Raw genomic sequence first — 25854 nt, forward strand, 5'->3', positions numbered from 1 at the left:
AAATTTGGAGACTGAAATGAGTTATAGACTAGGTGTTGACGTAGGTGGAACCTTCACGGATTTGCTACTCATCAATGAAAAAAGTGGCGAAACTTACACGGCGAAAGTCCCTTCGACCCCCAAAGATTCCTCTGTAGGTGTACTCAATGGCATAGCCAGAATATGCGAAGAATCAGGCGTAGATGTTACGCAAATCAATCGCGTCATGCACGGTACTACGGTCGCGACCAATGCGGTTCTCACTGGCAAAGGCGCAAAAGTGGGGCTCGTCACAACCGCAGGCTACAAGCAAGTATTGCAAGTTGCCCGTTCTTTTTGTCCGGGAGGCTTAGGTGGTTGGGTTAGCTACGTGAAAAAGCCTTTGCTGGCACCACTGGAGCTAACCATTGAAGCCAATGAACGCATTGGAGCTGATGGCTCAGTAGTCGAAGAATTGGACGAACAGGTCCTTAGAGACTCCCTTACAACACTTAAAAACACCGGGCAAGTCGAGGCGCTGACGATTTGCTTTATCAATTCATACATCAATCCAGCTCATGAGCAAAGGGCAAAAGCAATTGGTCAGCAGATTTTTGGCGACGTGCCCATTTCAATCTCCAGTGATATCGTCCCTGAGATGCAGGAATACGAGCGAACTGAAACCACAGTTATCAACAGTTATGTTCGTCCTGAAGTCGCCCGCTATGTTGAAAATCTCAACAATTCACTTAAAAGTAAAATGGGTGAAAATCTGCATCTGTCAATTCTGCGCTCCGACGGTGGATTAGCCTCAGCAAGAGCCTCCTCAGAAAATCCAGTCAACCTGTTAATGTCCGGCCCAGCAGGCGGAGTGTCCGGCGCCATTCATTTTTGTTCCAAAGCAGGCTTTGACAATATTTTGACCTTTGACATGGGTGGTACCTCCACTGACGTTGCGTTAATACAAAATGGTAAGGCCAGAGTGAGACGAGAAACTCGGGTGGCTGATGTCACGGTGCGAGCACCGTCGGTGGACGTTAGAACTGTTGGCGCCGGAGGAGGTTCTATTGCCTTCGTCCCTGAGCTCACTAAAGCATTACGGGTAGGCCCCGAATCAGCAGGTGCCGAACCTGGACCGGCCGCTTACATGAAAGGCGGCACAGAGCCCACAGTATGCGACGCAAATGTTGTGTTGGGTTACTTGCCTAGTGATGTGCAATTGGGCGGTAAAATGGCCATTGATAAACAGGCAGCTATTGAGGCGATGAAAAAAGTGGCAGATGCCATGGACGTCAGTATCGAAGAAGCGGCAGAAGGGATCATCAAGATTGTAAACGAATCAATGTTTGGCGCATTGCGTCTGGTGTCTGTGGAGCAGGGATTCGATCCACGAGATTTTGCTTTAGTTGGATTTGGAGGAGCAGGCCCCTTGCATGCCAACGCCTTAGGCATTTTGACCAATGCATGGCCAACAATCGTTCCGCCAGGGCCCGGCGTTTTATGTGCCTACGGTGATGCGACAACAGAAGTCCGTGACGAAGCCTCTCGAAGCTTTGTTTCTCTACTAAAAGATATCGAAAACACCGACTTTGAAACGATGTTGAGTGAACTACGGGAAAAAGCAACAGACACCCTAAGCAAAGATGGCATTCCAGCAGAACAACAAAGCGTTATATTCCAAGCGGATGTGCGCTACACAGGACAAGCATTCCAATTGTCAGTGGAATTTGACCAGGCACAATGGGAGCGTGAAGGCCTTGGTCTGCTAAAAACAAGGTTCGACGAGGAGCATACACAGTTATTCACTTTTGCACTGGAAGAGGGTCACGAAATTGTTATGGTCAGAGCTATTGCTACAGCGAAAGCAGAGCCTCTGCCTGATCCTGTCGTAGGGGTAGAAGGAACAAGCATAGAAGATTGCAAGATAGCGAATAGCCAAATTTATTATGGAGGAAAGCACCACGACACGGTGATTTACGACCGGGCAAAACTGCATGAGAGTTTGGAGGTGTATGGTCCTGCCATTGTCTCTGAAATGGATTCCACCACCGTCATCTTACCGGGCTATCTGGCAACCGTTGATCGCATTGGTAACTTACTCATCAATCCTGTTAATTCCACCTCGGCGCGAGGAGAATAAAAAATGAAAAATAAAATATGCGAAACAAATACCGCTCCCATTAAACGTGTTGATGTTGATACCGTGACGGTTGATATTATTGAAAATGCCCTAAAAAATGCTCGTGAAGAAATGGATGCTGTGCTTTTCCGCACCGCGATGAGTCCAGGGATCCGCGAACAGGGAGACTGCTTTCCAATGATAGCCAATAAAGATGGCAAAATGGTCGTTGGTCAATTTGGTTCTTTTATTCACGGTTTCATGGAAGCCTTTGAGGGGGAATTGGAAGAAGGCGATATCGTGCTAACCAATGACCCCTACATGACCAATGCCGCGGTTTCTCACCTGCCAGATTGGATCGTATTGGTACCTATTTTTAAAGATGGAAGACACATTGCCTGGTCTGCAATGTTCGGACATATGTCCGACAACGGTGGCATGGTACCCGGCTCAATTCCCATCAAAGCCGAAAGTATTTATCAAGAAGGGATCCGTATTCCTCCAACCAAATTGTACAAAAAAGGCGAGTTGCAAGGGGACCTGCTTGAGCTGATTTTACACAATGTCAGAACACCACAATGGAATCGTTTTGATCTAAATGCTTTGGTAGCGGCATGCAATACAGCAGCAAAACGCTGCAAGGAAATAGCCGAGCGCTTTGGCGATGACATTTTTTATTCGACCATGGAGATCATGTTAGAGCGCAACCACACCGCTATGAGCGCCATCATTAACATGCTAGTACCGGAGGAGCCCAGAGTATTTGAAGATTATGTGTGCGACGATGGTGTAGGCATGGGGCCATACAAGATCCGATGCAAAATGTGGCGCGAAGGCAATAAGGCCATCTTTGACTTTGAAGGCACCGACCCACAGGCCAGCAGCTCCATCAACTTCTATTTGAACGAAGAAATGTTCAAGATGTTTTTTGGTTCTTTCACCATAAACCTCGTTGACCCTCAGATCCTGTTTAATGACGGATTTTATGACCTGGTAGAGGTCAACATTCCAGCGGGAAGTCTTTTAAAACCGCACTTCCCGGCCGCGCTATCAGGTCGAACCCATGCATTGGGAAGAATTTTTGATGTAATGGGCGGTTTGTTAGGCCAAGGAGCACCGGAGGCCATGAATGCAGCTGGGTTTTCAGATTCTCCTCACTTGTTTTTTTCAGGCTACGACGACAAAGGCGAGTGGTTCCAATTGTTCCAAATTGGCTTTGGCGGGATCCCAGGACGCCCTGTTGGAGATGGTCCAGATGGGCACTCATTGTGGCCCGGATTCACCAATGTCCCCAATGAGTTTATCGAAGCTTATTTCCCTTTACGGGTCGAAAAATATGAAACCATTGCCGATTCAGGTGGCGCAGGTCTGCACCGCGGAGGAAACGGTTTGAACGTGGCATATCGCTTTTTATGTGACGGACAAATTGCCATACATGACGAACGCTGGTTGACCTACCCTTGGGGTGTCAATGGCGGAGAACCCGGCAAGCGCTCAACAAAATTAATCGAACGTGCAGATGGCAGCAAAGAGTGGTTACCTGCCAAATGTGATGGTATTGATGTGAAAAAAGGCGACTTATTACATTTCAATACCTGGGGAGGCGGCGGTTGGGGCGACCCATTTGAACGACCACCTGAACTGGTGCTTGACGATGTAAAACGTCAGTTGGTGACAATAGAAGGTGCTAAACGGTATGGCGTTGTGATCAATAAGGATCTAACTGTCAATGAAGGTGAAACCTTGGCACTTCGCGCTAAACTCAGTGAGCAAAGAGGTGATGTGAGTTTGTTTGATTTTGGTGGCACGATTGAACAAATTAAGGCGCGGTGCGAGCAAGAAACCGGGCTGAAACCGCCGCAAACACCGGTATTTAGGAAAGCACGGGCATAAAGGTTAATGCTCCTAACTTATAGGCTGAGCTGAATGACAGACAGAGATCTTAGAATTGGTGAGTTAGACATTGGAAGTCGCCCGGCACTGATAGTTGTGGATTTGTCGTTGGGTTTCAGCTCGCCCGAAAGTCCCCTAGGCGGCGACTTTAGTCAGGTGATTAAAGCCAATGTAAAACTTGTTGAGCAATTCAGGCGCCACAATTGGCCTATTTTCTTTTCAACCGTGGTTTACCATGACGAGAAAAAAGCCAGCGTGTTCAGGCAAAGATTACCCGATTTGAATATTTTACAAGCCAATTCAAAATGGGTAGAGATACACCCTGATATGGGTTTAACCTCAACAGATACGCTGATTGAAAAGCAGTGGCCTAGCGCTTTTTTTGATACGCCGTTGAATCAAATGCTTCAACAAGCTCATGTTGACTCGCTAGTAATAACCGGGCTGACAACAAGCGGTTGTGTGCGCGCAACCGCCGTTGATGGCTTACAACACAACTATCCAGTATTTTTGCCACGAGAGGCCTGTGGTGACCGAAACAACAGCGCTCACCACGCGAGTTTACACGACATCCATGCAAAATATGGCACCGTGATGTCGCTCGACGAATTGCTTCAGCAACTCTAGTTAACCCCAATCATGGATTGGGGTTAGATAAAGATCGGATTTCTCCCGGAGTATTAAAATAGTCTTTGCCACTGTTTATTAGTGGCTGAGGTGCTTTGACTGGCACGTGCACGCCAATGGTTTTATCCACATTCAAAATGGAATTCAAGATGTCATTCCCTTCCTTTGAAAAATAAAACCAGTATGGCGGGAATGCAGTGTCTGTTTTGCGCTTTTGCCAGTGCGATGTGAAGGGTTGATAATGCGTCGGATCAGGATCCGCGTCTCCCATGTGCATGACTGTCTGTGGTTTGGCTGGTTTGTCTGGGTGGGCAAGAGAAACTCTAAAAATCAAATTTTCAATCTCCGCTCTTCCAGGCCATCCTGCGTGAGGTATCCTCACGGCTTCAACCACTAAACCTTTACTGGTTAAGCGCACTGGTTTGTCGCCAAAATCCAGCGCCACACTTGATATACGTTTGAGCATTTCACTCGCTGGATTGAGCCCGAGGATGCGTTTCACTGCCTGCTGAGGTGCATACAGCTTGACGTCATCAAACTTGCCAAGATAGTCCAAGGTGTCTTGTTCAGAAAAGTGATCGCCGTGAGCGTGACTGATAAAAATAGCAGTAATACCATCGAAAGGGGCTTCACCAGCAAATATCTTGCGACGAATGTCATCAGGGACTAACTGATACTGGCCGTAATGGTTATGAAAAAACGGGTCAAACAAAACCTTTACACCCTGATTAGTCACCAATAAGGCTTCATTGCCCAAATACATAACCTGGGCATCGTCACTGGCTATAACCTTCGGTGTTTCGGCATGGGTGGCCTGATGCGCATTTGCGCTATCAATGGTTAGATTAATGCTTATCAACAGCGCTAATAGAATGGTTCTCATTTTGGTGCCCCAATTTTTCTTCGTCCATCAGTTGTACTCAATTTACTATGAAAACCCACCTTTAAGCTAACCAAAATCACTAAATTTTAATCCACAAAAACGCGCTTTTTGTTTAAGCAAGTCGCTAATTTTAAATATTTTTTGCCTTAAACTTCATAAATTCCATGGTTTTGACTAGTCTTTCGATATAAAACCTGTAAACGCCAATGGAACATAATCTAGTACTATGAGTGACACCTTTTTATTTGCCGAAGATACACCGGAAGAATTGTCCGTCTGTGAAACAAAATGGAAAGTATTGGTCATCGATGATGAGCCAGAGGTTCACAACATCACACGCTTAGTACTCAACGATTTCACCTTTGACAACGGGAACCTAGAATTAGTTAGCGCCTATTCCGGAGCACAGGCCAGAGAACTAATGAGCGAACCTGGCGTCGAGTATGCAGTCGCCATAGTGGACGTAGTCATGGAAACCCATCATGCAGGGTTAGACTTCGTAAAATGGGTTAGAGAAACCCTAGACAATCATAGGATCAGGCTCATTCTGCGCACAGGACAACCTGGAGAAGCCCCAGAAGAAAGTGTCATTCGCGATTACGATATCAACGATTACAAAAATAAAACCGAATTAACTGCGTTACGTCTTAAAACCACTATCTACTCAGCGCTCAGAAGCTTTAGAGACATACAGACCATCGAAAAACATCGTGGCGGACTGGAAAAGATCATCGCCGCAAGTTCAGAATTCATTGAATGCGATACCCTGCCCCAATTCGCATCCGCTATTTTAAAACAAGTGGCGTTAGTGCTAGGAATTAGTGAAAAAGCCATTATCTGTTGCGCTGCTGCTAAGGATTCCACAGTCAAACAATCTGGCGTCAACATACTCGCATTAAATCAGCACGATAACATTGAAGACGGAAAAGGGAATTTACATCTACCAGAAGACGTTAACAAACGCTTAAAACTGGCTCTTAGCGAAAAACACTCCATTTACGAAGAAGATTATTTTATCGGCTATTTCACCACAAAAAGAGGAACAGAAAACCTGCTTTATGTGGCACAAGAACGACAACTAGAACCCATGCAGCACAATTTGCTGGAGTTCTTCGCCAATAACATAGCCGTTGCTCACGAGAACCTTAAACTGAGGGAGATGATCAAAGAGTCGCAAAAAGAGCTGTCTTATGTCATCGGTGAAGCCGTAGAAATGCGTAGCAAAGAAACAGGCAGTCACGTTAAACGCGTGGCTCATGCTAGCTACTTATTGGCTAAACATTTGGGGATGAGCGAATATGATGCGGAGATGATCAAACTCGCCTCACCTCTGCATGATGTTGGAAAAGTTGGCATTCCAGACGCCATTTTAAACAAACCAGGCAAACATACCGATGATGAATGGCAGGTTATGAAAACCCATGCGCAAATTGGCCATGAGATGCTCACGAAATCCGAAAACCCCATTTTGCAGCTTGGTGCCGTTATTGCCCATCAACATCATGAAAAATGGGATGGCACGGGTTACCCTCAGGGCTTAAAAAATGAAAACATTGATATTGCTGGCCGTATTACTGCGGTAGCGGATGTGTTTGATGCATTAGGCAGTAACCGTTGTTACAAAAATGCCTGGCCTCTACCAGAAATACTCTCCTTCATAGAGAGTGAACGAGGCAAACAGTTTGACCCCACACTCGTGGATATTTTAATCAAAAACATTGATGAATTCTCTGCGCTGAGAACGCAATTTCCTGATCCCTATTAACCAGCAAAAATCCAAGCTCGCTTAGCATTCGATCCCAATGTTAGAGATGCCCTCCTCCAACGCGAGGGCTTTTAGCTGTTTCACGCTTTGCGGTGAAGCTTTTAGGGTCGCTAACATGTCGATCAATTCGTTTTGAAATGCCACTTCCCAAGCCATCAAAGGATGGGCTTTAAGTTCATCCCGTTGCAAAGGCTGCTCTGAAGTCATCTCCACAAAAGCTTCAACACTTCCTTGGGAGAGCTTACTGACAATCACCGCGCCTTGAGGTTCTTCATTCATTACCAACGAAACGGTTGAAGCTAAAGAAATAGCCGCGTCTATCGCTGGATAAACACCATAATAATCATAATCAGCCGCGTCGGGCGTGATTTGTTCAACTTTGTCTAATTGTGCAGCAAAATTAATTTTGCCGGAATTAGGGGTGAGCCATTGCCAAAGCGCCGCCAAAGACTTGTTGAATTGCTCTTGATCGTCAAAGCCAGCGGATTCACAAAATAATTGAAAATTTGGCTGCATACGTTGCACTAAGGTTGTAGCAAAAGCCACAGCATGCCATCCACTTAGCTCTCTAACACGTTGAAATGTGTTTAACTTTTGCGACATTAAGCCACTCCCAAACCGAAATAATTACCTATACCGTCAAGAAACATTTGTATCGACAACATGATGAGAATCATCCCCATCAACCGCTCAACAGCAATTAGCCCGCGTTCACCCAATAATTTAAAGAACAGATTGGAGAACAACAAAATAGCCGCTGATACTGACCATGCACAAAACAACGCAATAGACCAATCGGTCATCCGTAAGGGATCCTGATTGGCTAACAGGATCAGCGCTGCCAATATCGAAGGGCCTGAAATCATAGGGATTGCCAAAGGCACTAAGAACGGCTCTTGTTCACTAATATCGTCGTCGTGTTTGCTTTTATTCGGGAATATCATTCTTATCGCGATCAAGAACAATATTATTCCTCCGGCAATACTTACTGCCTGTTGTTTAACGTTCAAGAAATCCAAAACCGCCTGACCACTAAACAAAAAGATGAACATGATGACCAGCGCAAACAATAACTCTCTGATCAGCACAATTTTGCGGCGTTTTGGTTCTATGGATTTAAGAATGGACATAAAAATAGGCAAATTACCCAAAGGATCCATTATCAAAAACAGCATGACTGCTGCTGACCAAATATCCATTTTTACTCCTGAACCGTTAAAATTCTTGGCATTGTAAACGCAATTGAGCCTTAACCCTATTCTTATCTAATTGAAAATCAGACACTTGCACTATTTTGTTTGTTCACTTACCTTAAGCTAATGGGTGAAAATTTTTAGCTCATAGACTGAATATTACCCCAAGTTTTTACAAAACAATTTAAGTAAAAGCACAGTCTAGTCTGAACAAGCCTAGCAATATTCAGAGTTTGCGCTTTAATTGTATCAAATAAGAGAACGAAGAGGATGTGTAGATGAGTTTAATGACTGTCAGTGAAGTTGCAGAGTTTTTAGGTGTTAAAGAGCTTCGTGTTGAGCGACTAGAGCGAGAAAGTCTGCTAATTTCAAAAGACAAAGATGGCGAAGGCAAGCCATTATTCGACAAAACAGATGTTGAAAAATATAAAGAGTTTGCCGAACGTATAGGCGGGATCTAAAAAAGACGAATTCTCCAGGCAAACCTTTCGCCTGGAGAATGACGCAAATCCTAGTTTTCTAATAAAGCGCGGGCAATACTTCTAATTCCAATACCACTCGCGCCTGCAGGCATAGTCGTAGTGCCACTAGCGTTGTATGCAGCGGCTAAATCCACGTGCAACCAACCTTTACCTTCATTGGCTACAAACCGAGATAGAAACCCCGCTGCGTTGGATGCTCCGCCTGCACCACCACCTTTTTGCGGACGGCTGTTAGCGGTATCTGCAAATTGTGATGGACATTTGTCTTGATGCCACACCTCAAGAGGCAAAGGCCAAACCGCTTCGTTCTCTTGCGCAGACTGCTCAACAAATCGTTGCTGCGTGGTTTTATCGAGAGCAAACAATGCGTTGTAGTCACCGCCCGTTGCAGCAACGGCGGCACCAGTTAGTGTAGCTGCATCAATCGTTAGCTGTGCACCCGTTTCTCCTGCCGCGAGCAGCCCGTCAGCTAACACTAAACGTCCTTCTGCATCGGTATTAACAACTTCAACAGTGACCCCGTTTTTATATGTCAGCACATCTCCAAGCTTGTAAGCATGGCCACTTATCAAGTTCTCTGCACAGCACAAATACAGTTTCACTCTTTTGGTTAGGCCATTCATGATCGCTAAACCCAGGCCCCCGGTTACCGTTGCAGCTCCCCCCATATCACATTTCATATCCAGCATCCCTTCGCTACTCTTGATGCTGTACCCACCACTATCGAAAGTGATGCCTTTGCCTACCAGCGCCGCCGATACGGGTTCGTCCGCGTGACCTGATGGATTGTAATCTAGCTCCAATAAAACCGGCGGACGGTTGCTTCCTCGACCCACGTTATAAATCCCTGTCCATCCGGCCTGTTCCAATTCTTCACCCACCCATTGGGTAATTGCGATATCGTCACCAGCGATATCGGTCAACCAATCGACACTACGTTGTGCAAGAGCCTCTGGAGAGACTTCTTCTGGCGTGGCATTGACCAAATCACGAGTAAATTCTAATGCGGCATAACGTTTTTCTAGCGTTGCTTTATCGGCATTTTCAGCCCATTCAATCGTCGCGGGATTGCGCGGTCGACGGTAACTAAAAGCAAATGACCATTGCTGTTCAATTTGCCAGTTTCCAACGAGGGTGACACCTGTCAGATTGAAGCCATCTAATTTTCGAGCCGCGGCCTGAATACGAGATAACTGTTGTTGTTTTGAGGCGTCTTTTTGCAAGTGAATACGAGCAGTATCGCCATGAAAACTAAGTAGAGCATTCTCACCCCAATGGGTTTGGGCAGATTCGAAACTGAGTTCAACCAATAAATGTGACATACTGGATCCTTTAACAAAGATGGGATTAAGAAGAGGTAATATGCAGTTCCCAAGCCCACTTATCAAGGGCACCTTGATAAAACGATATAAACGATTTTTAGCTGATGTGGAACGTTTTGATGGCACTTTAGTCGTTGCACATTGCCCCAATACGGGTGCTATGACCGGTTGCGCAGAGCCGGGGTACACTGCATGGCTAAGGGCGTCAGATGATCCAAAGCGCAAATTGGCCTATACATGGGAGTTGTGTCAAAACGACCAAGGACACTGGATTGGTATTAACACCCATAATGCCAATAAGGTCGTTGGTGAAGCATTAGAAGAGAGAAAACTCTCGCTTTTTGCATCCTATACCTCCATTAAGCCTGAAGTTAAATATGGTGAACAGAATAGTCGAATTGATTTTTTACTCACCGCGTCAGGCTTGCCCGATTGTTATGTTGAAGTAAAGTCAGTCACATTGCTGAGGGACAAAATAGGCTATTTTCCTGATGCAAAAACACAACGAGGCACCAAACACCTTCAAGAATTGACCAATATGGTTAAAAGTGGTTCTCGCTGTGTACTCTTGTATTGTGTTCAACATACCGGGATCAAAGAAGTCACAGTCGCTCACGACATTGATCCTGAATATTACGCAGCATTGCAGGACGCACACCGTGCTGGCGTAGAAATCGTTGCTTATTCCTGCAATATCAACGAAGAAAAAATTGAGTTAAATCAACCACTAAATTTTATTCCACAAAAAAAAGGTTGATTTTTTGGCTAAGGAGCCTATGTTTGCCAGTCGTAAAATTTAGCTTGTTTCGTTTATCGGCCCAACCATCGATGCTATACGTCTTTCAAGATTGGTTTTTAGAAAGAATGGTTATGAAAATTCGGCCGTATCAGGATTGCTAGGACAATAGGATTCTGCTATAGATAGTGGTTCAGCGACTAGCAACTGTGTCGTAGTGAAGGAGATTTGGCAGATGCCAACAGCAAAAGAAAACAAAGCATTAGGTTTAATGGCCCTGGCCGGTCTGACTCCCTATCAGGAGAAAGACGGCGAGGAGTACATGAATGAAAAGCAACTCGATCACTTTCGTAAAATACTGTCAGCTTGGCGCGCTCAGTTACGTGAAGAAGTTGACCGTACCGTTCATCACATGCAGGATGAAGCGGCTAACTTTCCAGATCCGGTAGACCGTGCGGCTCAAGAAGAAGAGTTTAGCATTGAGCTACGTACACGCGACAGAGAACGCAAACTCATCAAAAAAATCGAAAAAACCCTCAAGCGTATTGAAGATGACGATTTCGGATTCTGTGACGCCTGTGGCATCGAGATCGGTGTGCGTCGCCTAGAAGCCCGTCCTACGGCAGATTTATGTATCGACTGTAAGACGTTGGCAGAAATCAAAGAAAAACAGCTTCAGGGTTAATACTCTGATTGCCATTACAAAAAGCCGCTATTGCGGCTTTTTGTGTTTATGGAGTCTAGTTTGTCGAACCATAATCCATACATAGGACGTTTTGCGCCCAGCCCATCCGGCCCGCTGCATTTGGGTTCGCTAGTCACCGCATTGGGCAGCTTTTTGCAAGCAAAAACTCGGAGGGGCATGTGGCGCTTGCGTATAGACGATATCGATCCACCCAGGATCATGTCGGGCGCAACAGAAAGTATACTCAGTTCTTTAACAGCGCATGGATTGCACTGGGACGGCGATGTGGTGTTCCAATCTCAACACAGCAAATTATATGATGAGACCCTGGACTTCTTGCAGGATAATCATTTGTTGTACCCATGCGACTGCACTCGCGCGCAAACGAAAGCATTGGGCCCGGTTTACACTGGCGTTTGCCGCAATAAAAAATCCGTAAATACGCCTTTTGCCCTGCGTTTTAAAAATAACGTTAAAATTGAAACCCTTGATGATGAATACTTGGGCAAGGTTGCAGTTGATGTTTCTCAGACCCAAGAGGACTTCATCGTAAAACGCAAAGACGGTTTATATGCATACCATTTGGCCTCAGTAGTCGATGACATTGAAATGGGCGTGACGCAAATTGTTCGAGGCGAAGATTTGTTATTGCCCAGCGCTTGCCAACTTGCATTGTTTAAAACACTTAATGTGTCACCTCCGTCAAATTTGCATTTACCTTTGGTGAAGTTCGCTGACGGACGGAAATTCAGCAAGCAAAATCACGCGCCGGCACTGGACAATAGCAAAGCATCAGCAAACCTGCTTGCAGCATTAGAATATTTAAACCTACCGGTCAAAACTCAAAGCAAACTTCTAGAGGTAGATCAGATCCTCGATTGGGCAATTGATAACTGGTCAATATGAACTCAATTGGATGTTTTTTTATTCATTTACCCTTTCCAAGTGCAAGGTTCGAATAGAAAAATCATTGATTCCAGTATATTATTGCGCGCCTTTGTTAAGTTTAGTTTAAATACGTTTTGTTAGGAGCAGTACCATCATTTCTCGTGTGATCAAAAAGGTCAAAGAAGCCATTACTGGGGGTTCTCCTGAATACCACAGTGAATTGCTCGATCCTGTTGTTCTCAGCCGAGCAGAGCATGGTATTTCCAGAGAAGGGATCAGTGACAACGCCCTTAAAGTGCTCTACAGACTTAACAGCGCTGGATTTGACGCCTATCTAGTAGGTGGCTGTGTTCGCGATTTAATGATGGGATTACACCCTAAAGATTTTGATGTGGTCACTAATGCAACGCCTGATGAAGTCAAAGGACTGTTCAAAAACTGTCGCTTGATTGGTCGTCGTTTTCGCTTAGCGCACATTGTTTTTGGCCGTGAAATTATTGAAGTTGCTACGTTTCGAGGTCACCACCAAAGCGCCACGACCAAACAAAATGAAAAAGCCAAAGAAACCCTTGGCAAACAGAGTCAGGAAGGTCAGATATTGCGCGACAATGTTTTTGGCACCATTGAGGAAGATGCTGAACGCAGAGATTTCACTGTCAATGCTATGTATTATCGAGTCACCGACTTTACAGTGACCGATTTTGCGCGAGGAATGCAGGCAATTAAGGACAAGCGTTTGGCGTTGATTGGTGACCCAGAAACACGTTACCGTGAAGACCCTGTGCGAATGCTCCGCGCTGTGCGTTTTGCTGCAAAACTTAATATGCGTATTAGCGACGAATCCGCCGATGCGATTCATCACCTGAACTCACTGCTTAGTAATATTCCTCCTGCACGTTTGTTTGAGGAAGTAATTAAGTTGTTTATTTCTGGTCAGGGACTAGAAACTTACAAATTAATGCTTGAATTTGGACTGATACAGCCACTTTTTCCGCAGCTCGCGCCCTTATTAGTCGACCCAAATAGCCGAGAATCCAAGTTTATTGAGCAAGTGCTCATCAACACGGATAATCGTATTAACACAGGTCAACGCGTTACCCCTGCGTTTTTATACGCTGCTTTCTTGTGGTACCCCATTGAGGAGCACTGCCAGAAGTTAATGGATGAAGCGGGACTGATTCAGTTCGATGCTTATAACATTGCCATGAACGATGTGCTTCATCGCCAGATCCAACGGATAATGATCCCTAAACGTTTTTCTTCAATGATGCGTGATATTTGGCAGCTACAACTGCGTTTACCAAAACGTTTTGGACGCAGAGCATATCAATTGTTAGAGCATCCAAAATTTCGTGCAGCCTATGACTTCCTGCTCATCAGAGGGCAAATTGAAGGTGGTTCGTTATTGGAGCTTGCTGATTGGTGGACAGAATTTCAGGAAGCCGATGTTGAGCAACGTAAAGCGATGCTAATTAAACTTCGTGAAGAAGAAGGTGGGCAAACCAAACGTCCACGCAAACGCCGTTCCAAAAAGCGCCCCAAACCACAACAATGACAGCACATACCTGTTACATCGGGTTGGGCAGTAATTTGTCTCAACCTGCAGAACAGCTACATCAAGCTGTCAATAGCATGGCGCAAATAGAGCTGACAACCGTACGCAAATGCTCTTCTTTATATTCAAGCAAACCAATGGGGCCTCAGGACCAGCCAGATTATGTCAATGCGGTGGTGGAAATAGAGACAAATTTGACCCCACACGCGTTATTGGCTGCGATGCAAAAAATAGAATTAGACCAGGGGCGTGTGCGTAAAGGGCAACGCTGGGGACCGCGTACACTGGACTTGGATATTCTCTTATTTGGCAATCAAGTTATTGAATCTCAAGACTTAACCATTCCTCACGTAGGCATGAAAAGTCGTGAATTCGTGCTTTTCCCTCTGCATGAAATCGCTCCTGATTTAGTGCTTCCATGTGGTAATTCTTTGATTTTTGTACTAAATAGTGTTTCTAGAAACGGACTTGTTAAATTTGAACAGGATGTGAAATCTGAGTGTTAGCGTATTTCCAAGTTGTGTTTGACATGCGGTAATACCCTAACCGTTAGCATAAGGTGATTGATGATGACTAAGAAAGTAACAACATCCACCTTGCTGAATATGAAACAGCAAGGACAAAAAATCACTGCGCTAACAGCTTATGATGCCAGCTTTGCAAAGTTGTTTGACGAGCAGGGCATTGATGTGATGTTAATCGGTGATTCTCTGGGCATGGTCCTTAAAGGCAGTGACGATACGTTGTCGGTCACAGTCGAGGATATTGCTTATCATACACGTTCAGTACGAAGTGGCACGCAGCGAGCATTTGTTATCGCTGATATGCCATTTATGAGTTACGCGACGCCAGAGCAAACCTATCAAAACGCGGCAGCCTTAATGGCCGCTGGAGCGAGTATGGTTAAAGTCGAAGGTGGCGACTGGCTGGTTGATACCGTAAAAGGTCTTAACTTGCGGGGTGTACCAGTGTGCGGCCACCTTGGACTGACTCCGCAATCCGTTCACGTCTTTGGTGGCTTTAAAGTGCAGGGAAGGAGTGATCTACAAGCCGAAATGCTTTTGGAACACGCCCAAGACCTCGCCAATGCGGGCGTTCAATTGTTAGTATTGGAATGTGTCCCAACCAGTCTAGCTCAGAAAATTACTGAGTCGGTGAGTATTCCTGTGATAGGCATTGGTGCAGGTGCAAAAACCGACGGACAGATCCTGGTTATGCACGACATGTTTGGGATCAGCGCTAACTACATGCCGAAATTTTCCAAAAATTACCTGGAACAAACCGGAGACATGCGCGAAGCAGTAAAATCATTTATTGAAGAAGTACAAGGCGGTGTGTTCCCCGACGAACAACACAGCTTTGAGTAAGGATTCATCATGCAGCAGATTAGCGATATTACGCCATTACGTGAAATTCGACGCCAGTGGCAGTTAGAGGGAAAAACCATTGCATTTGTACCAACGATGGGCAATTTACATCAAGGACATTTGCATCTGGTCGAACAGGCAAAACAGCACGCTGATATTGTTGTTACCTCTATTTTTGTTAATCCGCTGCAATTTGGCCCTGATGAAGATCTTGATTCTTACCCTCGCACTATGGAGCAAGACAAAGCTTCTCTAGCAGAGCTGGGAGTCGATGTTTTGTTTACCCCTCATGCTGCAGACATTTATTCACGTGGACTAGAGAAACAAACGTTTGTTGAAGTACCGGGCTTGTCCTATATGATCTGTGGTGCAAGCCGACCAGGGCACTTTCGTGGTGTTGCCACTATTGTCTGCAAATTGTTCAATATGGTACAACCAAACATGGCATTTTTTGGTGAAAAAGATTTTCAGCAGCTTCAAGTTATCAAGGCCATGGTTACCGACTTGTCAATGAATTTACAAATCTTCGGTGTTCCAACCGTGCGTGAAAAAGACGGTTTAGCCATGTCGTCTCGTAACCATTATTTAAGCGAAGAAGAACGTCAACTCGCCCCAAGCCTTTATCAAAGTTTACAGTATCTTCAACACGCTGTTGAGAATGGCCGTCGAGACTTTAGCGTGCTCTTAAACCAAGCTAAAAAGCAACTGAGTGATAGTGGATTTAACGTTGATTATATCGAGATCCGCTCGGTTGACACGCTATTGAGTCCGGGACATGAAGAAACTGAGTTAGTCATCTTAGCTGCGGCCTTTTTGGGGAAAACCCGTTTGATTGATAATATTCAGGTTCGTTTATAACATTTAATCAGTGGTTTCAATCTCTGTGACTAAAACGATCTAAACCGAGTTCCGGTTATTTAACCGCAATGGGTTCAGCAGGCACTGGTAATGCGGTCAAACCTTTCCAAACCTTCAGTTTTTTGGCGATAGCGAGTTGTTCATCAAGAATATCTACAAGATCTTGTTCAGTTGTGAGGGGATTGGCCAACACCACGCGAAATACCGTTATCGATTGCTCGCCATACTTTTCTACACTCAATCTCGTGCGCGAAACAAACGACTTCCCAGCTTCACGTTGTTGCTTTTGAACACTAACAGTCAGCTTATCCAGTTTGGCATTTTGTGCTTCATTAGGATAATCGATATTCTGCGGTTTCAAACGGTAGGTCAAAAGCGATAAGGTCGGTGCGGTGATCAGCTCAAAGTCATGATGATTGTCAATGAGCTTTGCAAAGGTTTGCGCTTTTTCGATACTCTGGTCAATTAGCAATTCGTAACCTTGCCTACCGAAAATATTAAACGATGCATAAACCATCATCGCCATGCCATTGCGAGAGCCTTCCAGTGTGGTAGCGCCAAGATCTTTAGATCCGGCCCGAAGTATATATTGAGCATGATGGCGCACAGCATTGCTGTCTTCCGGATCTTTGAACACCACTATGCCTGCCCCCATGGGTACATACATTTGCTTGTGGGCATCTAAGGTTACGGAGTCAGCTTTTTCAATTCCTTTCAGTTTTTGGCGGTATTGAGAAGAAAATAGCGTTGCGCCGCCCCATGCCGCGTCAACGTGAAAATGACAATTCAGCTCTTTTGCCACATCGGCAAGCTCGTCAAGAGGATCAACATGGCCAGTCTCGGTAGTGCCCGCAATGCCGACTAAAGCCAGTAATTTATTACCTTGCTGCTCAAACTGTCGCCCAAGTTTTAGTGCCTTTTCTGGCGAAAGCTTTTGTGTCGGGCAGTCAAGCATCAGCATTTGTTCTCTGCCAATGCCCAGCACATCAACCGCTTTGGACAAAGAATAATGACCACGTTTCGAGGATAATATGCCCAAATTTTCATAGCCATAGTGTTTTAAACCTGCTGCCAAACCTTGTTGAGCAATTCCCCGAAAAGCGCCGTCCGCCTTCAGTGTTTTATTCCTTGCGACCCAAAGTGCAGTGATATTAGCGATGGTTCCACCAGAACAGAACGCACCTAATGATTGTTTAGCACTATGCAAATAGGTCTGATAAAAATCTGATGATTCTGCGTAGACCAACTCATGTAGCATGCCGACGACCTGACGCTCAAGTGGCGTAAACGCCTTAGATGTCTCAATTTTCACTAAGTTTTGATTTAACCCCACCAGCAGTTTAGCCAAGGGCAAATGGAAATAAGGTAATGCTGAGGTCATATGACCAATAAAGGTAGGAGAATAGGTATTAACCGAGTGAGCGACTAATTTATCCAGAAGAGCTTCTGCATGCTCTGACACAAACTCCGGCGATTCCGGAATTTGAAACTCACTAAAATGTTTTTCTATTTCTTCAAGAGATTTTGCTTTAGTTACCACGTGTTGGGATAAAAAATCTGATAAATTGTCTGATAAGTGTTCCTCAATCTGTGCAAGTTTAGAGTCTTTACCTTCTGGTTTGGTAAATACCCGATACATATGCTCCAAGCTGGCAGATGCATTTCCCACTCGTTGTAACCTCTTTTGAAAACTTTCAGAGGCGGACTTTATCGTACTTCTGAGCGCCCGCCAAATAATATGGTTTGACCAGTGGTCAAAACTTGCGCGCATTCATCTTTGTTGTATGAAATTCGTTCTGTTTAATTGCGTTCAGATCGCAACGTGGCTCTGCACTCCTAGCGGCTCTGAGACTAAGAAGCGCAGCAAAGATAAACTTGTTCACTAAAATAATACGTAAACTTTGCAAGTATAGTTTTCTCAGCACAAAAAGAGGTGGTATTGTTAACATGCACTGCAATATGAGGGAATGATGCATATAAAAGAAGTTACCGAACATTTTGATCTGGACCGGGTGGTGCCTTTTTTCCAGCCGATAATGGATGTGTCGCAGGATACAGTTTGGCGATTTGAATGCTTGGCACGTTTAGTGACTCCCTGTGAGCAGACTTTTCTGCCCAGCGAATTTCTCTATCTGGTGGAGCGACAACAATCTGTTGAGCGTTTAACAGAAACGATATTTAATCGAAGCGCGATGTACTTTAGGGATCTAAACGTTGCGTGGAATATCAATATAGGCATGCAAGACATGCTAAATCCAGCGTTGTTGGACAATTTAGCTGAAGTTCTCACCGATTACCCAAACCCAGAACGCGTCAGTTTAGAACTTACTGCTGCCGTGGTACTTAACAATATTGATGCTTTTAACCAGTTTGCATTGCGTTGTCAGGATCTTAAAATTGGTATTTACATTGATCATTTTGGTGCGACCCCTGGCAATATCAATAGCATTTTAAGTCTACCCATTAACGGTATTAAGATTGCCGGTGGTCTTATCGCCCAGATCATGGAAAGCCAACAGAGCTTCGAATTTGTTGAACATCTAACTCAACAGGCGCAGGCAAAAGGCATCTCGGTCGTCGCCGTGCATGTGGAAGACAAAGCCACGCTAGACCGAATTAAAGATCTTGGTATTCGTTATGCACAAGGGTTTTACTTTAGTTTGCCTCAGCCCGATACACCCACGAACTAAATCAACCTTCGACGCAATCAATATAACGAAAAGTTAAACTGTCACATTCACTTGTGTTATAGGTTCGCTCGTCTTATTCTCTATTGTGTACAAAATAGAGGCGATTGCATTAGCTAATGCTGTTAAAACAAAAGATCAATTTGTTTATATTACTCACTGCATTTTTAGCAGCGTCTTTTGCGTACCTCACAAGTATTTGGATACTAGACAACTTCCTCGCTAACAATTTTATTGAACAAAAAGACGCTTCAGTTAACAGCATTAAGCGAGATATTGAAGTTTTTGATAGGATCCTTTTGTTAGTAGAAGAACGATGGGATCGAGAACTCAGCATTTCACTGCCCGCGATTGCTAGACAGTTGCGGGAGTCAACCAACAAAACTCCCGCTCAGGTCAAACAACATCTGTTGCAGCTCAAGCAGACACACAACCTTTCTGATATCCATTTAATCAACGAACAATTGATTGTTTACCAAAGTACCTTCGATAAAGAGATAGGCTTGGATTTAAAAAACGTCAGTGAAGACTACACTCGGCTTCTCCAGAATGTCTTGACTAACAATACCTTCTCAGCACATCGCGTCTCCCCATCAACGGTTACTGGCGATATTAAAAAATATGCTTATTACAGCCTGGAGGGAAGCAACTTTATTGTTAACGCCGACATTGACGTAAAAAGCCGACTTGAATCGGGCGACAACAACGAAGTCGCAGACTATTTATTTGGCGACTACGTAGCCAAACTTTCAGACAAGTATCAGTGGATAACCAATGTCGATCTATTTTTAATCAGTGGCGCTGATCAATGGTCGCTGTTTAATCAGGGTAAAAAGATAGATGTGGCGCTTGCAAGGAAGCTTTTCAAAGGTGAAGCGGATTATTCTGAAATGGAAAATACACTTCTTATACCTGTCTTTATGCAGTCTTATGATGAATTGGGCTTCAAAGCATTCTTGCAAATCAATTTTGACGACTCTTTGTTATATAAAACCAAGTTTAATCTACAGATTTCAGCGCTGATAGTCGCTTTGCTGATAGCATTATTTAGTGTTTTGATTTTGCGCTTTGGTGCAAGAAAAGCACTAACAGAGCGGTTTTATGATCTTATGGAGCAAATCAAGGAGAAACAACCTCACCAGAACAAGTACATTGTATTAGAAGGTAACGATGAACTTGTACAGTTAAGTAACGCCATTAATGAAATGATGTTGAGCCTAGACAAAGAACAAGACATCAATAAAGAATTAGTCGGCATATCTCAGCAGGATGGATTAACCAACCTTGGCAATCGGCGCAGCTTTGATGAGCATTTATCTCTTGAATGGAAACAAGCCAAACGTCTTCAAAATGACATGTCGATCATTATGCTTGATGTCGATTATTTCAAAGACTACAACGATTTTTATGGACATGTCGCGGGCGACGAATGCCTGGTCAAAATTGCTGAATGTTTATCCAAACAAGTTTCAAGGCCTACAGATTTTGTCGCTCGATATGGTGGTGAAGAGTTTATTTGTATTCTTCCCAACACAGATGCGTCGGGTGCGTTGAAAATATCTGAAGACGTGCGCTTAGGTGTCGAGTCATTGGCAATAATGCATGAAAAATCTCTGGCCGCGCCAGTGGTTACTGTGAGTGCAGGATGCTTCACGATTAATGGTAATTATGATATTGGCGAAACAGAGATCATCAAAAGCGTCGATCATTTGCTTTATCAGGCAAAAGACAGAGGTCGTAATTGTGTGGTTGAACAATCTTTTACAACTGTCCGTAATGTCACGGAAAAAAGCTGAGGCTCTGTTTTACCGTTACTTCCCGCGCCACGCTTGGCGGATTTTAAACACCGCTAACCAATCAATCGGAGTAGACTTTCCACGCCAGTAGTACCCAGGAGGTTTTCCTGCCAATTGGTAAATTTCTTCTACAGACAAAGGAATATAGTCAATGCCATGGGATTCGAAATAGTGCATTAACATCCCAAGCTGATAATCTCTCAGTCGGTATCTGACAAGCCTTTTAAAATATGTTTTAGCGTCTGCTAAACGCATCAATGACAGTTGTCGAAAGGCAAAGGTTGCCCGTTCTTCGATAACGAGTTTTGGGTTGGAGGTATACAGCCCCTCATTGCCCCATAAATCTTTCGCCCAAGCTGACAACAAAAAATCTTCTCCAACAAACCCATTAGGAATTTTAATTTGGTTGCTGATCAGATAATTAACAAATTTTCCTGTCAACCCATATAGTCCACCCGATACACGACCAAAGCGGATCATCCGATGAACCCAACCAGCGCGATCTCTGCCGACACTCGGCACGGCCCCTACTGCATTGGCCTCGGGTTGAGAATCCAAGGATTCAATCAAACGTATAAGTGAATCAGGTGCAGGGACGACATCACCATCAATAAAAATATGTGTGCTTTGTATTGTTGCGATGCGATGTACGTAGTGGTTCCACGCATTCGCTTTGTCAGCAATAGGGATATTAATCAGGTTTACGTGCTCAACTTCGGCGTATTGGCGCTCAATTTCACAGATAGTGCCGTCTGTGCAACCGTTAGCCAGAACGTAAATACGCAAGTCCAATTTTCCTTTGCTCGCTAACACACTCTCGATGCATCTAACAATCACGCCACTTAGATTGTGTGCAAATATCGCAACTGAACACGCGCGCGCTTGATTCTCAATCACGATTTAGCTGACATCTAACACGCCAACTGGATTGACCGCTTGACCAGTATTTACGCTCAAAGGGGGTATGCGCTTCATCAGCATGATAGGTTTCGCTTGAGGCTTTGTAACCCGCACAACGCAGTGCCCAGGCAAACTCCTCAATGTAAATATCCCAATTACTGCGCACCTCCAGTTGACCACCCAATGACAGAATATCTTTAAATGCTGCGCATGCATGCCAACGTCTCTGCACATGCGCTGATTTTGGATAAGGATTAGGATAAAGCAAAAAATGGTGGGTTAGCCGCCACCCAGCTTGATACGCTAGACGCCAGAAATCATTAACATCCGCTCGCACCACCAGATAGTTGTCTGAATCCTCGATATAATGCCGGTGTTTATTGGTACGCAATGCTGATTTATCGATACCAACAATCAATGCTTCGGGAAAGCGTTTTGCAATATACGCCGTGCTTTGACCAACGCCACAACAAGAGTCAAAAATCAAAGGACGCAGACTTTGCGGGTCGTTCTCATGCCGCCAGCTCTGTACCTGTCTGAAAGCTTCAAGTGTATGCTGATTGAACGGCTTTTGACTCTCATTGGCCAGATGGCGCTTGACCAGCTCAGGCACCTTTTCATGGGGCCCTGGCTGGTTAGTGGTGATGGCGCGAGAATTTCCCTGTTCCATTTTAGGATTAACTTCTTATCCCTACACCACGATTGATCAGTTGATAAGCCACAGTAAACAACACCACATTGAACACCACCAACAAACCAATGGAAACTAAGTAGTTAACGTCAGACACTCCTAAGAATCCGTAGCGGAATCCATTGACCATGTAGACGATCGGGTTGATTTTGCTCACCCACTGCCAAAACTCAGGCAGCAGTGTTAACGAGTAAAAAACGCCGCCCAAGTAAGTCAGGGGAGTTAACACAAAGGTAGGCACCATACTGATATCGTCAAAGGTTTTGGCATAAACGGCATTGATTAAGCCAGCCGTAGCGAACAACGAAGAGGTCAATAACAGGGTGATGATAATAATACCCAAATTGTAGATTTGAATATCAACAAACAATAATGATACGCAGGTGACGATAATCCCAATGAGGATTGCTCTTGCTACACCTCCCCCGACGAAGCCTAAAACAATAATCCAGTTTGGTACCGGAGCCACTAACAGCTCTTCGACATTGCGCTGAAACTTCGCACTGAAAAACGATGAGCTGACATTGGCATAGGAATTGGTGATCACTGACATCATTATTAAACCTGGAACAATAAACTCCATATAGGAGAAACCGCCCATCTCGCCTATTCTCTTACCGATTAAGCTACCAAAAATGATAAAGTACAGCGACATGGTGATCGCAGGCGGTACCAGGGTTTGTACCCAAATACGTAAGAATCTTGTGCATTCTTTGATCCAGATGGTGCGCAAGGCAGTTAAGTTACGGCTTGCCATTTATGCTTCTCCCGCTTGCTGTCTGCCAGATTCGACCATGCGAACAAACAATTCTTCCAATCGATTCGCTTTGTTACGCATACTTAAGACTGTGACACCTTGATCGGTAAGTTGGCGGAATACGTCGTTTAACCCAACATCTTTGTTTACGTCTACTTCCAATGTATGGTCATCGATATTTCGATATTCAAACTCCTTCAAAGCAGGAGGTTGGCTTTGAATGGGCAAATCCAATACAAAGGTTTCCTTATTCAGTTTAGATAGCAACGTTTTCATGCTGGTGTTTTCAACAATAATACCTTTGTCGATGATCGCGATGTTGCGGCACAGCATTTCCGCTTCTTCCAAATAATGGGTGGTTAGAATGATGGTGATACCTTGCTTATTAATCTCTTTTAGGAAAGTCCACATAGACCGTCTTATCTCGATATCCACTCCAGCTGTAGGTTCATCGAGAATAAGCATTTTGGGTTCATGCATTAAGGCTCTGGCGATCATCAAGCGGCGTTTCATCCCTCCCGACAATTCTCTGGCTGGTTCATTGCGCTTTTCCCATAAATCCAACTGCTTGAGATATTTTTCAGCACGTTCCTTGGCCAGTGGGCGGGGCACGCCGTAGTAGCCGGCTTGATTAACGACGATCTGCAGCAAGGTTTCAAATTGGTTGAAATTGAATTCCTGAGGTACTAACCCTATGCAAGATTTTGCTTCGACTAATTCTTGATCAATGGAGTGGCCAAAGACCTTCACGTCTCCACTGGATTTGTTCACCAACGAAGAAATCACACCTATGGTTGTAGATTTCCCTGCGCCATTAGGGCCCAACAAGGCGAAAAAATCCCCTTCTTCCACTTCGAGGTCTATACCTTTGAGCGCTTGCGTACCACCCTTATAGGTTTTTCTCAGACCGCTGATGTCTAAAGCTTTCATTCAAATTCCTGAATCGATTCGATTTTTGTTCATTTTATATGGCCTTAGTTTGCCATAAATCAAGGCCGAATGGACCACACAGCAAAAGGTTTTATACCTATAAACTAAGGTTTACAGAAAATCTGTGACGAATATTTAATGAGATTTTGCGTGTCACTCACGACAATGCTAACGTCGTTTTTTTAATAATAAGAATCGATAACATGGCACACGTACCTCCACTTCCCAAAGAAACCACACCTGAACTTGCAAACGATTTTGCTATTTTTGAACAAATCCTAGGATTTGTTCCCAATAGTCTGTTAACCATGCAACGTCGTCCCGAAATTGTTAAAGGGTTCGGGGTATTAACCAAAGCGGTCATGTCAGCCGATGGTGTTGTCGATTTAGGATTTAAACGCTTGTTGGCACACTTTGCCAGTCGAGCGGCCGGGTGCCAGTATTGCGAAGCGCACTCACTTATTGCCGCGCAAATACACGGTATTAGCGAAGAAAAAGTGGCGGCGGTGTGGGAATATCAAACTAGCCCACTTTATTCAGACGCTGAACGCGTGGCGCTGGATTATGCCCTTGCCGCCGGGTCGGTACCCAACGCTGTGGATGAACCTTTGATGGAACGTATGCGCAAATATTGGTCCGATGATGAAATTGTCGAGATATTAGGTGCCATCTGCTTGTACGGCTTTTTAAACCGTTGGAATGATTCGATGGCTACAGATTTAGAAGACGCCCCCAAAACTCTTGGCCAAAACGTACTTAGCAGCGGCGGCTGGACCGGCGGAAAGCACGTTAAATAAGTCTTAATTAAACGTAAAACAGGAACACCTATGCAAAATCACCCCTATCCGATTGGTACACCGGGACAACCCTGGACAGAAAAAGACAAGGCTCAGTGGTTGCAACAACAGACCGTAAAACGTGAATATGCTGACGAGGTACTGAGTAAAATCGAAGCACTAGCGGATAGCTTTGATGTGATTCAATACGGCGCCCTACCCTACGATGAAAAGCGTTACCCGCTATATGCACTGAAGTCGCTAAACTGGAACGATGAATTACCCAATGTGCTTGTGACTGGCGGTGTGCATGGCTACGAAACCAGTGGTGTGCAAGGCGCTCTGCGCTTTGCTCAAGTTGCCGCGCCAGCCTATCAAGAAAAATGCAATTTTATCATTTTGCCCTGCATCAGCCCGTGGGGTTATGAAACAATTAACCGTTGGGATCAGTATGCGCTGGATCCCAATCGTTCATTTTTTGAAAACTCACCTGCGCCGGAGTCTGCCGCAGCTATGGCGTTTATGCAGTCTTTAAACATTGAGTTATTGGCCCATTTTGACCTGCATGAAACCACAGATACGGATAATTCAGAATTTAGGCCTGCGTTAGCCGCCCGAGATGGCGTAACGAATCATAACTGGAATATTCCCGATGGATTTTATGGTGTGGGTGACAGTGAAAATCCGCAACCAGCCTTTCAAAAAGCGATTATTGAATCAGTAGAAAAGGTGACACACATTGCCCCAGCAGACACAGATGGCAAGCTCATTGGCAAAACGTTGGAGCAAAAAGGAGTCATTAATTACGACAAGCGTAAATTGTTTTTATGTGGAGGCTTTGCTGGGGGTCAATATGTCACGACCACAGAAGTCTATCCGGACAGCTCCAAAGTCGATGATGAAAATTGCATCGTCGCACAAGTTGCAGCGATTACCGGTGGTTTAGACTATATCTTGGGGTAAAGGCTTAGCGCCTTACCCCAGGT

The 25854-nt window shown here is 44.7% G+C and carries 25 protein-coding genes; 16 read left to right on the forward strand and 9 right to left on the reverse strand.

What is annotated here, in order from left to right; translation table 11 throughout:
* The first annotated feature begins 16 nt into the window (after nt 1-16).
* From FM019_RS03580 to FM019_RS03590, 3 genes are read left to right on the forward strand one after another with little or no spacing between them, the layout of a single operon-like run.
* Nucleotides 17-2098 (forward strand): hydantoinase/oxoprolinase family protein, encoded by a 2082-nt coding sequence (locus FM019_RS03580; protein WP_143834531.1) that lies wholly within the window; start codon nt 17-19, stop codon nt 2096-2098.
* A gap of 3 nt (nt 2099-2101) precedes the next feature.
* On the forward strand, nt 2102-3970 hold the full coding sequence (locus tag FM019_RS03585) for a hydantoinase B/oxoprolinase family protein (RefSeq protein WP_143834532.1): 1869 nt from the start codon (nt 2102-2104) through the stop codon (nt 3968-3970).
* 33 nt (nt 3971-4003) lie between these two features.
* Nucleotides 4004-4597, forward strand: coding sequence for an isochorismatase family protein (locus FM019_RS03590; RefSeq protein WP_143834533.1), 594 nt, complete (start codon nt 4004-4006; stop codon nt 4595-4597).
* A 10-nt stretch (nt 4598-4607) separates the two neighbouring features.
* Here the strand turns inward: FM019_RS03590 and FM019_RS03595 are convergent, their stop codons facing one another.
* Nucleotides 4608-5480: an MBL fold metallo-hydrolase gene (locus tag FM019_RS03595; RefSeq protein ID WP_143834534.1), complete on the reverse strand. Its 873-nt coding sequence runs from the start codon at nt 5478-5480 to the stop codon at nt 4608-4610.
* 226 nt (nt 5481-5706) lie between these two features.
* On the opposite strand from FM019_RS03595, the gene FM019_RS03600 reads away from it, so the two are divergent.
* Complete coding sequence (locus FM019_RS03600; protein ID WP_143834535.1) at nt 5707-7245, forward strand: response regulator; 1539 nt, start codon at nt 5707-5709, stop codon at nt 7243-7245.
* Nucleotides 7246-7266: 21 nt separating this feature from the next.
* Here the strand turns inward: FM019_RS03600 and FM019_RS03605 are convergent, their stop codons facing one another.
* Entirely contained in the window at nt 7267-7848 is a 582-nt protein-coding gene (locus FM019_RS03605) for a YjaG family protein (protein ID WP_143834536.1), read from the reverse strand.
* Nucleotides 7848-8444, reverse strand: coding sequence for a YhgN family NAAT transporter (locus tag FM019_RS03610; protein ID WP_143834537.1), 597 nt, complete (start codon nt 8442-8444; stop codon nt 7848-7850). Before FM019_RS03610 ends, FM019_RS03605 begins: the two co-directional genes overlap by 1 nt.
* A gap of 272 nt (nt 8445-8716) precedes the next feature.
* Here FM019_RS03610 and FM019_RS03615 point away from each other — a divergent pair, with 272 nt between their 5' ends.
* Nucleotides 8717-8899 carry a helix-turn-helix domain-containing protein gene (locus FM019_RS03615; protein WP_143834538.1) on the forward strand — a complete coding sequence of 61 codons (183 nt, stop codon included), beginning with the start codon at nt 8717-8719 and terminating at the stop codon, nt 8897-8899.
* Nucleotides 8900-8949: 50 nt separating this feature from the next.
* On the opposite strand, the gene pepB is transcribed toward FM019_RS03615, so the two are convergent.
* Nucleotides 8950-10242, reverse strand: coding sequence for an aminopeptidase PepB (gene pepB, locus FM019_RS03620; RefSeq protein WP_143834539.1), 1293 nt, complete (start codon nt 10240-10242; stop codon nt 8950-8952).
* 40 nt (nt 10243-10282) lie between these two features.
* Between pepB and sfsA the strand changes: the two genes are divergently transcribed.
* From sfsA to panC, 7 genes are all read left to right on the forward strand, one after another.
* Complete coding sequence (gene sfsA / locus FM019_RS03625; protein ID WP_143834540.1) at nt 10283-10999, forward strand: DNA/RNA nuclease SfsA; 717 nt, start codon at nt 10283-10285, stop codon at nt 10997-10999.
* Between the two features lie 214 nt (nt 11000-11213).
* The gene (dksA, locus tag FM019_RS03630; RefSeq protein ID WP_143834541.1) at nt 11214-11663 is read left to right on the forward strand and encodes an RNA polymerase-binding protein DksA; all 450 of its coding nucleotides are present in this window, start codon (nt 11214-11216) and stop codon (nt 11661-11663) included.
* A 60-nt stretch (nt 11664-11723) separates the two neighbouring features.
* On the forward strand, nt 11724-12569 hold the full coding sequence (gene gluQRS / locus FM019_RS03635; RefSeq protein WP_260681513.1) for a tRNA glutamyl-Q(34) synthetase GluQRS: 846 nt from the start codon (nt 11724-11726) through the stop codon (nt 12567-12569).
* Between the two features lie 169 nt (nt 12570-12738).
* The gene (pcnB, locus tag FM019_RS03640; protein ID WP_260681538.1) at nt 12739-14106 is read left to right on the forward strand and encodes a polynucleotide adenylyltransferase PcnB; all 1368 of its coding nucleotides are present in this window, start codon (nt 12739-12741) and stop codon (nt 14104-14106) included.
* Nucleotides 14103-14612 (forward strand): 2-amino-4-hydroxy-6-hydroxymethyldihydropteridine diphosphokinase, encoded by a 510-nt coding sequence (gene folK / locus FM019_RS03645; protein ID WP_143834544.1) that lies wholly within the window; start codon nt 14103-14105, stop codon nt 14610-14612. Before pcnB ends, folK begins: the two co-directional genes overlap by 4 nt.
* A gap of 63 nt (nt 14613-14675) precedes the next feature.
* The gene (panB, locus tag FM019_RS03650; RefSeq protein WP_143834936.1) at nt 14676-15473 is read left to right on the forward strand and encodes a 3-methyl-2-oxobutanoate hydroxymethyltransferase; all 798 of its coding nucleotides are present in this window, start codon (nt 14676-14678) and stop codon (nt 15471-15473) included.
* 9 nt (nt 15474-15482) lie between these two features.
* On the forward strand, nt 15483-16331 hold the full coding sequence (gene panC, locus FM019_RS03655; RefSeq protein WP_143834545.1) for a pantoate--beta-alanine ligase: 849 nt from the start codon (nt 15483-15485) through the stop codon (nt 16329-16331).
* A 55-nt stretch (nt 16332-16386) separates the two neighbouring features.
* Here the strand turns inward: panC and panP are convergent, their stop codons facing one another.
* Nucleotides 16387-18000, reverse strand: a complete 1614-nt coding sequence (gene panP / locus FM019_RS03660) for a pyridoxal-dependent aspartate 1-decarboxylase PanP (RefSeq protein ID WP_260681514.1) — start codon at nt 17998-18000, stop codon at nt 16387-16389.
* Between the two features lie 298 nt (nt 18001-18298).
* Here panP and FM019_RS03665 point away from each other — a divergent pair, with 298 nt between their 5' ends.
* Nucleotides 18299-19021: an EAL domain-containing protein gene (locus FM019_RS03665; RefSeq protein WP_143834547.1), complete on the forward strand. Its 723-nt coding sequence runs from the start codon at nt 18299-18301 to the stop codon at nt 19019-19021.
* 116 nt (nt 19022-19137) lie between these two features.
* The gene (locus FM019_RS03670; protein ID WP_143834548.1) at nt 19138-20814 is read left to right on the forward strand and encodes a diguanylate cyclase; all 1677 of its coding nucleotides are present in this window, start codon (nt 19138-19140) and stop codon (nt 20812-20814) included.
* A gap of 15 nt (nt 20815-20829) precedes the next feature.
* Here the strand turns inward: FM019_RS03670 and FM019_RS03675 are convergent, their stop codons facing one another.
* Genes FM019_RS03675 through FM019_RS03690 form a run of 4 tightly spaced genes read right to left on the reverse strand, consistent with a single transcriptional unit; the run spans nt 20830 to nt 24092 of the window.
* Nucleotides 20830-21711, reverse strand: a complete 882-nt coding sequence (locus FM019_RS03675; RefSeq protein ID WP_185969176.1) for a glycosyltransferase — start codon at nt 21709-21711, stop codon at nt 20830-20832.
* The gene (locus FM019_RS03680) at nt 21704-22384 is read right to left on the reverse strand and encodes a tRNA (guanine(46)-N(7))-methyltransferase TrmB (RefSeq protein ID WP_143834550.1); all 681 of its coding nucleotides are present in this window, start codon (nt 22382-22384) and stop codon (nt 21704-21706) included. The genes FM019_RS03675 and FM019_RS03680 overlap by 8 nt, the downstream gene beginning before the upstream one ends.
* Nucleotides 22385-22391: 7 nt before the next feature.
* The gene (locus tag FM019_RS03685; protein WP_143834551.1) at nt 22392-23162 is read right to left on the reverse strand and encodes an ABC transporter permease; all 771 of its coding nucleotides are present in this window, start codon (nt 23160-23162) and stop codon (nt 22392-22394) included.
* The gene (locus tag FM019_RS03690; protein WP_143834552.1) at nt 23163-24092 is read right to left on the reverse strand and encodes an ABC transporter ATP-binding protein; all 930 of its coding nucleotides are present in this window, start codon (nt 24090-24092) and stop codon (nt 23163-23165) included.
* Between the two features lie 203 nt (nt 24093-24295).
* Between FM019_RS03690 and FM019_RS03695 the strand changes: the two genes are divergently transcribed.
* A complete protein-coding gene (locus tag FM019_RS03695) occupies nt 24296-24889 on the forward strand; it encodes a carboxymuconolactone decarboxylase family protein (protein ID WP_143834553.1) in 594 nt (197 codons plus the stop codon).
* 30 nt (nt 24890-24919) lie between these two features.
* Nucleotides 24920-25831 (forward strand): M14 family metallocarboxypeptidase, encoded by a 912-nt coding sequence (locus FM019_RS03700; protein ID WP_143834554.1) that lies wholly within the window; start codon nt 24920-24922, stop codon nt 25829-25831.
* Nucleotides 25832-25854 lie beyond the last annotated feature (23 nt).

Origin of the sequence: Aliiglaciecola sp. M165 (genome assembly GCF_007197995.1) — a bacterium.
Lineage (GTDB): Bacteria > Pseudomonadota > Gammaproteobacteria > Enterobacterales > Alteromonadaceae > Aliiglaciecola.

What these genes read in the sequence shown, in the direction of transcription:
- FM019_RS03580 (WP_143834531.1), top strand. Translation starts at nt 17, where the DNA reads ATGAGTTATAGACTAGGTGTTGACGTAGGTGGAACCTTCACGGATTTG.
- FM019_RS03585 (WP_143834532.1), top strand. Translation starts at nt 2,102, where the DNA reads ATGAAAAATAAAATATGCGAAACAAATACCGCTCCCATTAAACGTGTT.
- FM019_RS03590 (WP_143834533.1), top strand. Translation starts at nt 4,004, where the DNA reads ATGACAGACAGAGATCTTAGAATTGGTGAGTTAGACATTGGAAGTCGC.
- FM019_RS03595 (WP_143834534.1), bottom strand. Translation starts at nt 5,480, where the DNA reads ATGAGAACCATTCTATTAGCGCTGTTGATAAGCATTAATCTAACCATT.
- FM019_RS03600 (WP_143834535.1), top strand. Translation starts at nt 5,707, where the DNA reads ATGAGTGACACCTTTTTATTTGCCGAAGATACACCGGAAGAATTGTCC.
- FM019_RS03605 (WP_143834536.1), bottom strand. Translation starts at nt 7,848, where the DNA reads ATGTCGCAAAAGTTAAACACATTTCAACGTGTTAGAGAGCTAAGTGGA.
- FM019_RS03610 (WP_143834537.1), bottom strand. Translation starts at nt 8,444, where the DNA reads ATGGATATTTGGTCAGCAGCAGTCATGCTGTTTTTGATAATGGATCCT.
- FM019_RS03615 (WP_143834538.1), top strand. Translation starts at nt 8,717, where the DNA reads ATGAGTTTAATGACTGTCAGTGAAGTTGCAGAGTTTTTAGGTGTTAAA.
- pepB (WP_143834539.1), bottom strand. Translation starts at nt 10,242, where the DNA reads ATGTCACATTTATTGGTTGAACTCAGTTTCGAATCTGCCCAAACCCAT.
- sfsA (WP_143834540.1), top strand. Translation starts at nt 10,283, where the DNA reads ATGCAGTTCCCAAGCCCACTTATCAAGGGCACCTTGATAAAACGATAT.
- dksA (WP_143834541.1), top strand. Translation starts at nt 11,214, where the DNA reads ATGCCAACAGCAAAAGAAAACAAAGCATTAGGTTTAATGGCCCTGGCC.
- folK (WP_143834544.1), top strand. Translation starts at nt 14,103, where the DNA reads ATGACAGCACATACCTGTTACATCGGGTTGGGCAGTAATTTGTCTCAA.
- panB (WP_143834936.1), top strand. Translation starts at nt 14,676, where the DNA reads ATGACTAAGAAAGTAACAACATCCACCTTGCTGAATATGAAACAGCAA.
- panC (WP_143834545.1), top strand. Translation starts at nt 15,483, where the DNA reads ATGCAGCAGATTAGCGATATTACGCCATTACGTGAAATTCGACGCCAG.
- FM019_RS03665 (WP_143834547.1), top strand. Translation starts at nt 18,299, where the DNA reads ATGATGCATATAAAAGAAGTTACCGAACATTTTGATCTGGACCGGGTG.
- FM019_RS03670 (WP_143834548.1), top strand. Translation starts at nt 19,138, where the DNA reads ATGCTGTTAAAACAAAAGATCAATTTGTTTATATTACTCACTGCATTT.
- FM019_RS03680 (WP_143834550.1), bottom strand. Translation starts at nt 22,384, where the DNA reads ATGGAACAGGGAAATTCTCGCGCCATCACCACTAACCAGCCAGGGCCC.
- FM019_RS03685 (WP_143834551.1), bottom strand. Translation starts at nt 23,162, where the DNA reads ATGGCAAGCCGTAACTTAACTGCCTTGCGCACCATCTGGATCAAAGAA.
- FM019_RS03690 (WP_143834552.1), bottom strand. Translation starts at nt 24,092, where the DNA reads ATGAAAGCTTTAGACATCAGCGGTCTGAGAAAAACCTATAAGGGTGGT.
- FM019_RS03695 (WP_143834553.1), top strand. Translation starts at nt 24,296, where the DNA reads ATGGCACACGTACCTCCACTTCCCAAAGAAACCACACCTGAACTTGCA.
- FM019_RS03700 (WP_143834554.1), top strand. Translation starts at nt 24,920, where the DNA reads ATGCAAAATCACCCCTATCCGATTGGTACACCGGGACAACCCTGGACA.